The 13,573-nt window shown below is 68.9% G+C and carries 15 protein-coding genes; 5 read left to right on the forward strand and 10 right to left on the reverse strand.

The genetic code is table 11. The features are described from left to right. Positions 1–263: 263 nt before the first annotated feature. The 3 genes from ABY44_RS04630 to gloB form a co-directional block, all read right to left on the reverse strand. On the reverse strand, positions 264–1,481 hold the full coding sequence (locus ABY44_RS04630; RefSeq protein WP_021163366.1) for an MFS transporter: 1,218 nt from the start codon (positions 1,479–1,481) through the stop codon (positions 264–266). Positions 1,482–1,638: 157 nt separating this feature from the next. Next, the gene (locus ABY44_RS04635; RefSeq protein WP_027787880.1) at positions 1,639–3,207 is read right to left on the reverse strand and encodes a transglycosylase SLT domain-containing protein; all 1,569 of its coding nucleotides are present in this window, start codon (positions 3,205–3,207) and stop codon (positions 1,639–1,641) included. Between the two features lie 151 nt (positions 3,208–3,358). Continuing rightward, entirely contained in the window at positions 3,359–4,165 is an 807-nt protein-coding gene (gloB, locus tag ABY44_RS04640) for a hydroxyacylglutathione hydrolase (protein ID WP_027787881.1), read from the reverse strand. 18 nt (positions 4,166–4,183) lie between these two features. Between gloB and ABY44_RS04645 the strand changes: the two genes are divergently transcribed. The 3 genes from ABY44_RS04645 to dnaQ are packed head-to-tail and all read left to right on the forward strand — an operon-like array spanning position 4,184 to position 6,211. Beyond that, positions 4,184–4,996, forward strand: a complete 813-nt coding sequence (locus tag ABY44_RS04645) for a class I SAM-dependent methyltransferase (RefSeq protein WP_027787882.1) — start codon at positions 4,184–4,186, stop codon at positions 4,994–4,996. Beyond that, a complete protein-coding gene (rnhA, locus tag ABY44_RS04650) occupies positions 4,993–5,436 on the forward strand; it encodes a ribonuclease HI (protein WP_021163370.1) in 444 nt (147 codons plus the stop codon). Before ABY44_RS04645 ends, rnhA begins: the two co-directional genes overlap by 4 nt. Before the next feature lie 40 nt (positions 5,437–5,476). Continuing rightward, positions 5,477–6,211: a DNA polymerase III subunit epsilon gene (gene dnaQ / locus ABY44_RS04655; protein ID WP_060173808.1), complete on the forward strand. Its 735-nt coding sequence runs from the start codon at positions 5,477–5,479 to the stop codon at positions 6,209–6,211. A gap of 34 nt (positions 6,212–6,245) precedes the next feature. Here the strand turns inward: dnaQ and ABY44_RS04660 are convergent, their stop codons facing one another. Beyond that, positions 6,246–6,578: a YnfA family protein gene (locus ABY44_RS04660; RefSeq protein WP_027787884.1), complete on the reverse strand. Its 333-nt coding sequence runs from the start codon at positions 6,576–6,578 to the stop codon at positions 6,246–6,248. A gap of 539 nt (positions 6,579–7,117) precedes the next feature. Here ABY44_RS04660 and proP point away from each other — a divergent pair. Continuing rightward, entirely contained in the window at positions 7,118–8,605 is a 1,488-nt protein-coding gene (gene proP / locus ABY44_RS04665) for a glycine betaine/L-proline transporter ProP (RefSeq protein WP_027787885.1), read from the forward strand. Positions 8,606–8,713: 108 nt separating this feature from the next. Here the strand turns inward: proP and ABY44_RS04670 are convergent, their stop codons facing one another. Both ABY44_RS04670 and ABY44_RS04675 read right to left on the reverse strand, forming a co-directional pair. Continuing rightward, positions 8,714–8,920 (reverse strand): hypothetical protein, encoded by a 207-nt coding sequence (locus ABY44_RS04670; protein WP_080982016.1) that lies wholly within the window; start codon positions 8,918–8,920, stop codon positions 8,714–8,716. Positions 8,921–9,083: 163 nt separating this feature from the next. Next, on the reverse strand, positions 9,084–9,713 hold the full coding sequence (locus tag ABY44_RS04675; protein ID WP_059695575.1) for a glutathione S-transferase family protein: 630 nt from the start codon (positions 9,711–9,713) through the stop codon (positions 9,084–9,086). 171 nt (positions 9,714–9,884) lie between these two features. Here ABY44_RS04675 and ABY44_RS04680 point away from each other — a divergent pair, with 171 nt between their 5' ends. After that, positions 9,885–11,102: a polyhydroxyalkanoate depolymerase gene (locus ABY44_RS04680; protein ID WP_060173807.1), complete on the forward strand. Its 1,218-nt coding sequence runs from the start codon at positions 9,885–9,887 to the stop codon at positions 11,100–11,102. A 7-nt stretch (positions 11,103–11,109) separates the two neighbouring features. Here ABY44_RS04680 and ABY44_RS04685 read toward each other — a convergent pair whose 3' ends face one another. From ABY44_RS04685 to ABY44_RS04700, 4 genes are all read right to left on the reverse strand, one after another. Further along, the gene (locus ABY44_RS04685; RefSeq protein ID WP_059695574.1) at positions 11,110–11,754 is read right to left on the reverse strand and encodes a phosphoribosyltransferase; all 645 of its coding nucleotides are present in this window, start codon (positions 11,752–11,754) and stop codon (positions 11,110–11,112) included. A 126-nt stretch (positions 11,755–11,880) separates the two neighbouring features. Beyond that, positions 11,881–12,402, reverse strand: coding sequence for a phospholipase D-like domain-containing protein (locus ABY44_RS04690; protein ID WP_027787890.1), 522 nt, complete (start codon positions 12,400–12,402; stop codon positions 11,881–11,883). 105 nt (positions 12,403–12,507) lie between these two features. Then, complete coding sequence (mdcH, locus tag ABY44_RS04695; RefSeq protein ID WP_059681978.1) at positions 12,508–13,440, reverse strand: malonate decarboxylase subunit epsilon; 933 nt, start codon at positions 13,438–13,440, stop codon at positions 12,508–12,510. Then, the coding region (locus tag ABY44_RS04700) for a triphosphoribosyl-dephospho-CoA synthase (protein ID WP_431640906.1) at positions 13,437–13,573 on the reverse strand (137 nt) is incomplete at its 5' end. The genes mdcH and ABY44_RS04700, both read right to left, overlap by 4 nt.

Here is a 13,573-nt window from a genome sequence, read left to right on the forward strand (position 1 = left end):
TTGTCGTGACGCGAACCCGGCGCGTGGCGCACGAGGCTTCGCGGCATCGCCCGGCAGGCGGCGTGCGGCGGATGAACGGGATGTATGAGGTAGGCGCTAGGGTGCGAGGTTGATCAGCACAAACTTTCAAATTATAGCCTGAAAATGGCCTTATCTTCAATCGATATGGCCGTCCGATCGTGCGTGCGCGACGCGCGGCGGCGCGAAGCAGCGCGCTGCGGCCCCGTTTTACGCGGCCGCCCTGCCCCGAGCGTACCGCCGGATCAGTGCACTTGGCCAGCGCCGCGCGCGGGCCATACGTACCAGACCGCGCTCGCGAGCTGCAGAGCCAACAACACGCCCCATGCGGTGAAGTGCGCGGCGGCCGGATAACGGCCGTCGACCGCGGGCCAGTGCGACAGCACCGCGCCGACACCGATCTGGAACGCAAAGATCAGCAGGAAGATCACGAGCGTGAGCGTCGTGTTCGCGCGGCCGATCAGGTGCGCGGGAAAATGCCCGGCCATCACCGCGTAGGTCAGGATGCCGACGCCGCCGAACATCCCGTATGCGGCCCACAGAACGGCCGGCGGCAACGGCACGCGCGCCACGATCGCGGCCTGCGTCGCGACGAACAACGCCATGCCGATGCCGCAGAACGCGTACACGGACACGCCGCGCCGCTCGAGCACGCGCGCCGCGGCGCCGAAGCCGACGCAGCCGGCCATCATCGCGAAGCCGAGCACCGACACGAGGCGCGCCGCATGCGGCGCATCGAACCCCGCGACGTCGCGCAGGTACGGCCCGACCCACAGCGACTGCATCGCGTAGAACACCCCCTGCGTGACTACGGAGAACGACGAGATCTTCCAGAACGCACGGCTGCCCAGGATATGCCACGTGCCCTTGAACTGGCTGACGAGCCCGCCCTGGTGACGCACCTGCTTCGCCTCCGGCGCGCCCAGGCCGATCGACGCCGCGACTGCCACCGTCAGCACCGCGAGGCCGAAGCAGATCGCGCGCCAGCTCGTCCAACCGAGCAGCCAGGTCAGCGGCGAGCCGACCATCACGCCGCCGAGGCCGCCCACGGCCATCACGAGGCCGTTCACGAGCGGCAGCCGGCCGACCGGGAAATGCTGCGCGAGCGCCTTGAACGCCGCGCCGAGACACACAGACACGCCGACGCCGATCAGCAGCCGGCCGACCATCATCGTGCCGAGGCTGTGCGCGGCACCGAACACGGCAGCGCCGGCGGCCGCGAACAGCAGCATGCCGGCCGTCACGCGGCGCGGGCCGAAGTGATCGAGCATCACGCCGGCCGGGATCTGCGCGCCCGCGAAGCCGAGGAAATAGAGACTGGTGAGCAGGCCGAGATCGGCGGCCGACAACCCGAGCTCGTGCGTGACGAACGGCGCGAAGCCCAGATTGACGCCGCGAAACACATACGACACGAAATACCCGACCGAAAACAGCGCGAGCACCCTCACCTGCACCGACGACATCGCCTCTCCTTGTTATATGAAGGCATTCAACGCGGCACCCCCGCGCCGCGCACAAACAAAAACGCCGTCACCTCGGTGACGGCGTTTCGTCGCATTTCGTCGGATGATAACGCAATCGCACGAACCGGGCCGGCCGCGCGATGCGCTCGCGACTGCGTTATTTCTTCTTGCCCTTGTGCGTTGTGGCCTTGGCCGGCGCCGCTTTCGTCGCTTTCGTCGATTTGGCCGCCGGCTTCGCCGCGCCGCGCTTCGCGCCGTGCGACTTGCCGCCCACCGCCAGGCTCGCGCGCTCGATGTGCGCACCGGCGGCCGACGTCGCGATCCGTTCCGGACCGGGCTCCGCCGGCACCGAACGGCCGACCGGCACGTGCAGCACGAGCGCCTGGCCCGGCATCACGAGATCGCGGTGCGTGCGGTTCCACGCCTTGAGCTGACCGACCGACACGCCATAGCGGCCGGCGATCGCCGCCATCGACTGCTTGCGGCGCACGCGGATCAGCATCTTGCGCGTGTCGGGCACATCGGGTTCCATCGCGAGCGCGCCATTTTCGGCGACGTCGGCGCTGATGTCCTCGTCGTCGTCATCGCCGCGCGGCACGACGATCGTCGAGCCCGGCTTCAGGCGCATGCCGGCCGGAATCTTGTTGATCGACATCAGCGTATCGGCGTCCACGCCGATCTTCTCAGCGATCGCGGCCGGCCGTGCGCGTTCGCTGACCGTATAGGTGGTCCACGACGAAAGCTGGCCGTTGTAGGCTTTCAGGTTCTTCTCGAACGCCGACGCGTTGTCGAACGGCAGCAGGATCTGCGGCTCGGTCGCGCCGAGGATCACCGGCTTCGAGAACGACGGGTTCAGCGAGCGGAATTCGTCGAGCGACAGGTTCGCGAGCTTCGCGGCGACCGCCACGTCGATGTCGCGCGACGTCGTGACCGTCACGAAATACGGGTGGTTCGGGATGTCCGGCAGCGTCAGGCCGTACTGCTGCGGGCTCGCGATGATGTTCTTCACCGCCTGCAGCTTCGGCACGTAATTACGCGTCTCGTTCGGCATCCGCAGGTTCTGGTAGTCGGTCGGCAGGCCGGCCGCCTGGTTGCGCGCGATCGCACGCTGCACGTTGCCCTCGCCCCAGTTGTACGCGGCCAGCGCGAGATACCAGTCGCCGAACATGTCATGCAGGCGCGACAGGTAGTCGAGCGCGGCGCTCGTCGACGCGAGCACGTCGCGGCGCTCGTCCTGCCACATGTTGCGCTTCAGGTTGTAGGTACGGCCCGTGCCGGGCATGAACTGCCACATGCCGGCCGCCTTCGCGACCGACAGCGCCTGCGGGTTGTACGCGGACTCGATGAACGGCAACAGCGCGAGCTCGGTCGGCATGTGACGCGCCTCGAGCTCCTCGACGATGTGATACAGGTACTTCTGCGAGCGCTCGGTCATGCGCTGCACGTAGTCGGGCCGCTGCGTGTACCAGGTCGTCTGCATGTCGACGAGGTCGCTCTGCAGGTCGGGCATCTGGAAACCGCGGCGGATGCGCCCCCAGAGATCGGAGTCTGCACTGGTCAGGTCGCCGACGGATTGCTTGTCGACGTCGACAGTTTCTTTGGCGGTGGCTGATTTACGGAGGTAGTTGGACGTCGCCTGCGAATCGGCGGCGTTGTTGGCGACAGGGGCCTGGCTCGCACAAGCGGCGAGCAGCAGAACCACCATCGCACTCAATATAAGTCGCATGAAAATCTCGGCTTCCGACGGCTGGAAATTGCAGGCGATACTACGGAAGTGCGTGCTTCACGTCAATAAAAACACCGAAAACTCAGCGAAATCCTACATTTGGAGCAATTTTTACAGACACCGCTTGAGCTTTGGAGTCCTCCGGAAATCGTCATCGGAACCGGTTTTTCCATTCGCGCATCAGCGTGAATGCCGTCAGACGATCCGGCACCGTTTCATGCAACTCGGCCTCGAGCGTGGCATGAATCGCCGCGCTGTCCGCCCGCATGAACGGGTTAACGGCACGCTCGTGAGCAATCGTAGTGGGCAGCGTGGGCACACCCCGCGCGCGCAGCGCCTGCGCTTCGTCGCGCCACGCAGCGAGCGCCGCATTGCCGGGCTCGCATGCGAGCGCGAAGCGAATATTGGACAGCGTGTATTCGTGGGCACAATGCACGCGCGTGTCACCCGGCAGCGCGGCGAGCGCGTCGAGCGACGCGAGCATCTGCGCGGGCGTGCCCTCGAACAGGCGGCCGCAGCCGCACGAGAACAGCGTATCGCCGCAGAACACGTGCGGCGCCGCGTTGCGCGGCCCGGCCGCCTGGAAATAGGCGATGTGGCCGCGCGTGTGACCGGGCACATCGAGCACGTCGAATGCGACGGACGGTGCGTCGAGCGTCACGCGATCGCCGCCTGCAAGCGGCCGCGTGACCACGCCGATCGCCTCGGCCGCAGGGCCGTAAACCGCGAGCGGAGCATCGTCCGGTTGGCTATCGCGCAGTGCCGCGACACCGCCGACGTGGTCGGCATGATGGTGCGTGAGTAAAATAGCGGTCAACCGCCAGCCTCGTTCGGCAAGAACCCGGCGCACCGGCGCGGCTTCACCCGGATCGACGGCGATCGCATCGCGGCCGTCCGAGACGAGCCAGATATAGTTGTCATCGAATGCCGGAACCGGCACGTATTCCAGCTCGTTCATGGGCGCGCAATCATCGTTATGTCTGACCGTCAAATTATAGACTGGCCCGCCTGGACCGACTCGCCTCCCGGCCGCTACGTGCTGGGCTGGGAGCAGGCGCAGCTCGACCGGATCGTGTCCGACGTCTTCGGGTTCCACGCGCTGCAGCTCGGCCTGCCGCAGCTCGACGCGCTGCGCGAGAACCGCATGCCGTATCGCGGCCTCGTGCTCGATCCGGCGAGCGGCGCGAGCGCGCCCTATCAGTATCCGTGGGCCCGCGAAGCCCATTCGCCCGAGCATGCACCCGCCGATCGCAGCACGACCTGGTGCGACCTGCTCGACCTGCCGTTCGAGTCGCAGAGCGTCGACCTGATCGTGATGCCGCACACGCTCGAATTCACGTCCGATCCGCACCGCCTGCTGCGCGAGGCCGAGCGCGTGCTGATGCCGGAAGGCCAGCTCGTGATCACCGGCTTCAATTCGCTCAGTCTGTGGGGCATGCGGCAATCGTTCGGGCGCATGGCGAACCGTCCGTTCGTGCCGGCCACGCGCGACCAGATCGCGTTCATCCGGCTCAAGGACTGGATCAAGCTGCTCGGCTTCGATCTCGAACGCGGCCGCTTCGGCTGCTACCGGCCGCCGCTCGTCACCGACAAGTGGCTGGCCCGCTACGGCTTCATGGAAGCCGCCGGCGACCGCTGGTGGCCGATCTTCGGCGCCGTCTACATGGTGACGGCCGTCAAGCGCGTGCGCGGCATGCGCCTCGTCGGCCAGATCCGGATGAAGAAACCCGTGCTCGCACCGGGCCTGACGCCGGCGGCCTCCCCGACCACCCATCAAGAACATTCATGACAATCGATACGATCGACATCTATACCGACGGCGCCTGCAAGGGCAACCCCGGCCCCGGCGGCTGGGGCGCATTGATGCGCTACGGCGACAAGGAAAAGGAGCTGTTCGGCGGCGAGCCGAACACGACCAACAACCGCATGGAGCTGATGGGCGTGATCGCCGCGCTCGAAGCGCTGAAGCGGCCGTGCCAGGTGATCGTGCACACCGACTCGCAATACGTGCAGAAAGGCATCAGCGAGTGGATCCACGGCTGGAAGAAAAAAGGCTGGGTCACCGCGGCGAAGACGCCCGTGAAGAACGCCGACCTGTGGAAGCGGCTCGATGCGCTCGTCGCGCAGCACGAGGTCGAGTGGCGCTGGGTCAAGGGCCACGCGGGCCATCCCGAAAACGAGCGCGCGGATGCGCTCGCGAATCGCGGCGTCGAATCGCTCACGGCCTGAACGCGGGCCGCCCCCCCCTGTTTCCTACGTTTTCCCCGACATGCGCCAGATCATTCTCGATACCGAAACCACCGGCCTGAACGCCCGCACGGGCGACCGCCTCATCGAAATCGGCTGCGTCGAGCTGCTGAACCGGCGGCTCACCGGCAACAACCTGCACTTCTACGTGAACCCCGAGCGCGACAGCGATCCGGGCGCGCTGGCGGTGCACGGCCTCACGACCGAATTCCTCAGCGACAAGCCGAAATTCGCGGAAGTCGCTGACCAGATCCGCGACTTCGTGAAGGACGCCGAGCTGATCATCCACAATGCGCCGTTCGACCTTGGCTTTCTCGACGCGGAATTCGCGCGGCTCGGCCTGCCGCCGTTCACCGAACATTGCGGCGGCGTGATCGACACGCTCGTGCAGGCCAAGCAGATGTTCCCCGGGAAGCGCAACTCGCTCGACGCGCTGTGCGACCGCTTCGGCATCAGCAACGCGCACCGTACGCTGCACGGCGCACTGCTCGACTCGGAACTGCTCGCCGAGGTCTATCTCGCGATGACGCGCGGCCAGGACAGCCTCGTGATCGACATGCTCGACGACGCGGGTGCCGACGGCGGCGCGGCAAACGGCCAGCGCGTGTCGCTCGCCGCGCTCGACCTGGCCGTGGTGGCCGCGAGCGACGACGAGCTCGCCGCGCACCAGGCGCAGCTCGACGAGCTCGACAAGTCGGTCAAGGGCACCTGCGTATGGCGCAAGTCCGCCGACGCGGGCGCCGCCGAAACGGCCTGAAACACACGGCACACGGCATGCGCCGCGGCCGCGCTCACGCGCGCGGCTGCAGCGCGATGACCGCCATTCCGCCGAGCGCGAGCGCCGCGCCGGCCACGTCCCAGCGGGTCAGCGCGACGCCGTCGACCACTCGCAGCCAGACCAGCGCCACCGCGATGTACACGCCGCCGTACGCGGCATAGGTGCGCCCCGCCGCACTCGGGTGCAGCGTCAGCAGCCACGCGAACAACGCGAGCGACAGCGCGGCCGGCAGCAGCAGCCACACCGGCCGCCCCTCCTTCAGCACGAGCCACGGCAGGTAACAGCCGACGATTTCGGCCAGCGCGGTGGCGGCGAACAGCGCCGCGACCCTCATCAGTTCGGTCATCCGGTTCCTCGTGAATTCGCCCCCGCCACCGCGAGGCGGCACGGCCCCGCCGCGCGCCGCCGATCATACCCGAGCCGCCCCCGCCGAACGCCCCGCCAGACGGGCGTTTCCCGGCAATTTGCACGATCATCCGTCATCGTGCTATCATGTCGCCTGTTTCAACATTCAATCTCTGTCTATTCGATTTCGAGAGAAGTCCGTCCGCGCGTTGCGGGCCGGCCCTTCGACCGAAATTGCACCCACAGGAAAGCCCGCCCGACAGGCCCGCTTTTCTCGTTTCGTTGCCCCTCCGGGGCGCTTGCCGGAACGCCGGACATCGTCCGCACCGGCATCTGCCGCTTGCATCACGCGGCCCATTCTTCATGAGCGCACTGTCGCGACGGCCCATCGGGCCCGCGTCGAAGCAGCCCCTTACGGCCCTTTACCGCCGCTTGTGCAGTAAGTGCTTAATGGTCTGCCCCGACGCGCCGCACACGACACCGCGCTCGCCGGCAAACCGTGTCGGACGGCCCGCCCGTTCGGCGCAGTCAAAGGAGTGCATGACCTTGACCGCAACACACGTCAGCCCGACCGCTGCCTCTTCCTCCGCTTCGTCGTCCGGCGAAGCCCCGCTCGTCGCGGACGACATCACCGTCGTCGACCAGAGCCTGCTCAAGCGCGCCGTCAGCGCGATGGCCATCGGCAATGCGATGGAATGGTTCGACTTCGGCGTCTACAGCTACATCGCCGTCACGCTCGGCAAGGTGTTCTTCCCGTCCAGCAGCCCGTCCGCGCAGCTGCTCGCCACCTTCGGCACGTTCGCGGCCGCCTTCCTCGTGCGCCCGCTCGGCGGCATGGTGTTCGGCCCGCTCGGCGACCGCATCGGCCGCCAGCGCGTGCTCGCCGCCACGATGATCATGATGGCCGTCGGCACCTTCGCGATCGGCCTCATTCCCAGCTACGCGTCGATCGGCATCATGGCGCCCGTGCTGCTGCTCGTCGCCCGCCTCGTGCAGGGCTTCTCGACCGGCGGCGAATACGGCGGCGCGGCCACCTTCATCGCCGAGTTCTCGACCGACAAGCGCCGCGGCTTCATGGGCAGCTTCCTCGAATTCGGCACGCTGATCGGCTATGTGATGGGTGCCGGTGTCGTCGCGCTGCTCACCGCGTCGCTGTCGCAGGAGGCGCTGCTGTCGTGGGGCTGGCGTGTGCCGTTCCTGATCGCCGGCCCGCTCGGCCTGATCGGCCTGTACATCCGGATGAAGCTCGAGGAAACGCCGGCGTTCAAGCGCCAGGCCGAGGAGCGCGAAGCGCAGGACAAGGCCGTGCCGAAGGCGCGCTTCCGCGAAACGCTGATGCGCAACTGGCGTGCGCTGCTGCTGTGCGTCGGCCTCGTGCTGATCTTCAACGTGACCGACTACATGGTGCTGTCGTACCTGCCGAGCTTCATGTCGTCGACGCTGCATTTCGACGAATCGCACAGCCTCGTGCTCGTGCTGATCGTGATGGTGCTGATGATGCCGCTGACGCTCGCCGCCGGCCGCCTGTCCGACCGGATCGGCCGCAAGCCGGTGATGCTCGCCGGCTGCGTCGGCCTGCTCGCGCTGTCGATCCCGTCGATGATGCTGATCCATGCCGGCACCACGGCATCGGTGTTCGGCGGCCTGCTGATCCTCGGCGTGCTGCTGTCGTGCTTTACCGGCGTGATGCCGTCGGCGCTGCCGGCACTGTTCCCGACCGAGATCCGCTACGGCGCGCTCGCCATCGGCTTCAACGTGTCGGTGTCGCTGTTCGGCGGCACGACGCCGCTGGTCACCGCGTGGCTCGTCGACGTCACGCACAACCTGATGATGCCCGCGTACTACATGATGGGCGCCGCCGTGATCGGCATCGTGTCGGTCGTCGCGCTCGCCGAAACCGCACGCCAGCCGCTCAAGGGCTCGCCGCCGGCCGTCGCGACGCGCCGCGAAGCCCACCAGCTCGTGCGCCAGATGCGCGAGGACGACGATTCGGGCATGTACCCTGCCGTGTCGACCGCACGCGCCTGAGCGTCGCCCATGAAAAACCCCGGCCGAAGCCGGGGTCCGATCGAATCCGATCCGCCCGACCGGCTTGCGCCGGCCGGGCTTTTTTTCATCCCCTCGCCGCGTACGCGCTCATGCGTGCGCTTCGCAGTTGCGGCAGAACAGCAGTGCGCGCGATCGCGACACGGCCGCCTGTGCACCACGCGTCGCGACGATCAGCCCGACCTGACCGAGATTGAAATCGCGCTCGACCATCAACTGCGTCAGCGCGGCAAGCGGCAACACGACGGACGGGTGGTACAGGCTCGATTCGATCAGGGTTCGCATCATCAGCTCCATCAGGCAAGGCGTCATTCGATGGAGTGGATTCTAGGGATCGGCGCCCGCCGGATAAACCGCGCGAATGCGAAGTCACTTGTCAGCCGCGGAGAACAATCCGCCGACGCTTGCCTGGCAAGGCCCGGCGGGCAGCCGGCAGCAGCCGGATGGCCCGCCGGCGGGCCTACGCAAGCGGCGTTTCGACGAAGGCCGGCAGCGCTTCCGCCCGCGCGGAATGCGCGGCGAGCGCCGGATAACGGGCCGGATCGATCCGCGCGAGTACCGGGTAGTCGGCCGCCATGAATTGCGTGAAGCGCCATGCGACCGCCACCGTCACGTCGGACTGCAGCAGGCGCGCACCGCCGAACCAGCCGTTCGCGGCGGCGACGAGCGGCTCCAGTGCACCGTATGCGCCCTCGATCTGGCTCAGCACGCGCTCGAGCCACGGCGCGTGCTGCTTGTCGGCCGGACGCAGCGCCTGCTCGTAGACGACCTGCACGCTCTTCTCGGCAGCTGCCAGCGCGAAACCGACCGGCACGAGCGTGTTCAGGCGCGCGGCCGCATCCTCGGGCAGCAGCCGCCGCGCGGGCGCGACCCGATGATCGAGATAATCGACGATCAGCGACGAATCCATCAGCGTCGCACCGTCGTCGGTCACGAGCGTCGGTGCCTTGACGACCGGATTGATCGCCCTGAACTGCTCGACATGACGGAACACCGAGAGCGACTCGTGTTCGAACGGGAGGTCGAGCAGCTTCGCCGAAATGGCGACACGGCGCACGAACGGGGAATCCAGCATGCCGATCAGCTTCATCGCAAACGCTCCGCTTGAGGGAATGGGATCGACGACTGTAGCAGCGCCGCAGGGCTTCGCCTAGCGCGCCCGTGCGCTTGATGCGCCTCGGCCGGCCGCACGCGGGGCTCACGTTGTCCGGCCGCAGTGACCATAATGCAAGTTCACGCCCCTTCCGCCCCAAGGTTCGCCATGTGGTACGCCCTCGTCGAGCAGCAGCGGGAATGGATGCGCGCCTGGCGCGCGGCGACGCGGCATGCGTTCGACGCGTGGCCCGCGGCCACGCTGCCGCACGCCGCATCGTCGTGCTACGACGACCTGTTCGAGCCGCTGCTCGGGCCGCCGGGCGAGCCCCCGCACTTCGACATCGGGTGGCCGGGCGTCGGCGAGCGCATCGTCGCGCGCACGCCGTTCTGCGACCTGCGGCGCTTCACGCGCGTCGACGCGCGGCGCACGGTACTGCTCTGCGCACCGCTCGCCGGGCATGCAGCCGTGATGATGCGGGAAACCGTCGAGACGCTGCTCGCGGACGGCGACGTCTGCGTGACCGACTGGCGCAATGCGCGCGACGTGCCGCTCGCGGCGGGCCGCTTCGGGCTCGACGAATATGTCGCGACGCTCGACGGCTTCGTCGACGGGCTCGCGCACGACGACCGGCCGCTGCATGTCGTCGCCGTGTGCCAGGCAACCGTGCCGGTGCTCGGCGCGCTCGCGCTGCGCGCCGCTCGCGGTCTCGCGCCGCCCGCGAGCGTCACGCTGATCGGCGGCCCGCTCGACGCGCGCCGGAATCCGAGTGCGCTCGGCACCGCCGCCGCGACCCATTCGCTGGGCTGGTGCCGCCGCCACCTGATCGACGTCGTGCCGCCGGGTTTCGCGGGGCAGGGCCGCCACGTGTTTCCCACCTATCTGCAGCAGGGCGAGATCGCGCTCGTGTACCCGCAGCGCTTCCTGTCGCTGATCGAAGCGTACGCGCTGGCCGCGTCGCGCTTCGACATGACCGGGCTCGCCGGCGCACGGCGTGCGCTGCTCGAATACACGGCGCTGCTCGACATGCCCGCCGAGTATTTCCTCGACACGGTCGACATCGTGTTCCAGCGCATGAGCCTCGCGGTCGGTACCTGGGACGTGGGTGGGCGGCGCGTCGAGCCGGCCGCGCTGCGCGGCGTCGCGCTGCTGACCGTCGAAGGCGCATGCGACGCGGTCACGGGCGCCGGCCAGACGCATGCGGCGCTCGACATGTGCAGCGGCCTCGCCGACGACGAGCGCTACCGCATCGACATCGGCGACTGCGATCACTACGGGCTGTTTACCGGGGTGCGCTGGCGCGGGGAGGTCCATCCGATGCTGCAGCGCCTGTTCGCGTGGGCCGAAACCCGTCGCCCCCGCCCGCGCCGCATCAGGCGCACGTGATGCCGCGTCAGGGCCGGGCCGCGTCGAGCAACGCGCGTACCTCGTCGTCGCTCGTCTGCTCGAAGCGCGCGTAGAACTGGCTGATCCCGAAGAACGGCAGCGGCTGCCACACCGTGACGAACGCATCGGCCAGATCGTCGAACGCGTGCCGCGCACCCGCCGGCGCGACCGGCACAGCCGCGACGATGCGCGCCGGGTGACGCTCGCGCAACGTCTGCAGCGCGACGCGCATCGACGCGCCGGTCGCAACGCCGTCGTCGACGACGATCGCAATGCGCCCCTCGACCGGCAGCGGCGGCGCGGCACCGCGATACAGCGCCTCGCGGCGATGCAGTTCGACCGTCTCGCGCGCGATCACATCGGCAAGCTGCGCGTCGGACACGCCCATCGAGCGGAGCACCGAACGCTGCAGATGAATCGCACCGCCCGTCGCGATCGCGCCCATCGCGAGTTCGGGATCGGACGGCACGCCGAGCTTGCGTACGACCAGCACGTCGAGCGGCGCGTGCAGCGCGCAGGCGACCGGATACGCGACGGGCACACCGCCGCGCGGCAAGGCGAGCACGACGACATTGCCGCGGCCCGCATAATCGCGCAACGCGCCGGCCAGCTGACAGCCGGCATCGGTACGATCGGCAAAACACTCGAACACGTTCGGCTCCCTGCCGTTGCGCCGGATGCGCGAAACCCGCGTCGGCGCCTGTCAACGAGCATGGTTCATCGGCAGCGCCGATGCAAGCAGGGTCACACCGGCGCGCGGGGGCACCGAAGGAAAGGGTCAGAGGCCGCCGGCCTGCCGGTACAGCCGCCAGAACGACTGCGCATAGGATTGCGCGAGCTCGGGCGCGCGCTGGAACACGTTCACCGTTTCCGCATGCGCAGCCGCCCCTTCGGAGAGCGTCGTCAGCGCGACGCTGTCGTCCACGATCACGAAGCGCGGCGCGGGATCGCCGTGCCGCGACTCGATCGCCACGTCGATACCCGACGCTTTCAGATAGCCCGCGCCGCTGTACCGGCCCGCGTGCGGCGAACGCACGAGCACGACACGCACCTCGATCCCGCGCGAGCGGGCCGCGCGCAGCGCGCTCGCGACCGCCGGCGGCACGTGCGTATAGCCGGCCAGCAACACGCGACGCTGCGCCTGCTCGATCAGGTCGACGGTCGCGTCGGCCGCCGCATTGTCATACGAAAAGTATGTGCCGACCGATGCGGCGTCGGACGGAATCTGGCTGGCGTGGGCGCTCGCCGCGCAGCAGAGCGCGGCGAGAAGGAAGGCGGCTGGTCTCATGGCGGGCGCCATTTTAGCGACGCCAATTCGTGTGGCAAGCGCCGGCTGCAAGGCTGCTGCGCCGGCGCAACACACAGTGCGAAAGGCGACTCCGGCGAGGGGCTTCCGGGCCGTCGATCAGCCCGCCGCGACGCGCGCGAGCCAGCTCGCGACGCCGTCGACGGAACGGAAATCGGCGAGGCTGCGCGCCGGCAGCGCGGGATATGCGCTACCGGCCATCTCGGCCAGCGCGCGGCCGGGGCCGAGCTCGAGGAACGCGGTCGCACCGGCCTCCACGCACGCGGCAAGACAGGCCGCCCACTCGACCGGCTCCGCGATCTGCCGGGCCAGCTTGTCGAGTCCCGCGTCGACGTCGAGCACCGACGCGCCATCGATACCCGAAAAGAGCCGCGTGCCGGGCAGCGGCCGCCGCACGTGAGCGGCGGCGAGCGACGCGCGAAACACCGGCACGGCCGCGGCGAGCCGGCGCGTGTGCGACGCGATCCGCACGCAGACGGGCGCGACGCGCAGCGCACCGTCGCGCGACGCGTCGTCGGCCACCGCATCGACATCGGGCTGGCGCCCCGCGACCACGAACGCGTCGCCCGGGTTCGCGATCGCGATCGCCGCGTCGCGGCCGTCGCACAATCGCGCAAGCCGAGCGCGCGTCAGGCCGCGCACGAACACCATCCGCTCGTCGCCGCCGCTCGCGGCATCCATGGCACGCGCACGCGCATCGGCCAGGTCGAGCGCGGCGTCCGGCTCGATCATCCCCGCGACGCTCCACGACGCGACTTCGCCGACGCTGTAGCCGGCGACGCAGCGCCGGCGCGGCCACACCGCGTCGAGCAGCGCGGCCGCCGCGAGCGCCTGGACCGTGCAGAGGATCTGCGCGGCACGGTTTTCACGCAGCGCGTCCGGCCCGGCCTGCCGCACCCACGCGCGCGGATCGTCGCCGAGCAGCCGGCCGGCGTGGGCGAACAGCGCGTCGGCCTGCGGCGCGGTGCCGGTCAGGTCGAACATGTCGGCGCGCTGCGCGCCCTGTCCCGAACAGAGGATGGCCAGCGTCATCGCGCGCCTCCGTCGGCTTCGAGCGCATCGACGAAGACGCTCATCGCGAGCAGGTCGGCCGCGCCGCCCGGGCTCAGCCGGCGCGCGACGAACGCACGATGCACGGCGGCCGCGCGTAGCCGCCAGTCGCGCG

Origin of the sequence: Burkholderia sp. ZZQ-2 (genome assembly GCF_050768715.1) — a bacterium.
Lineage (GTDB): Bacteria > Pseudomonadota > Gammaproteobacteria > Burkholderiales > Burkholderiaceae > Burkholderia > Burkholderia cepacia.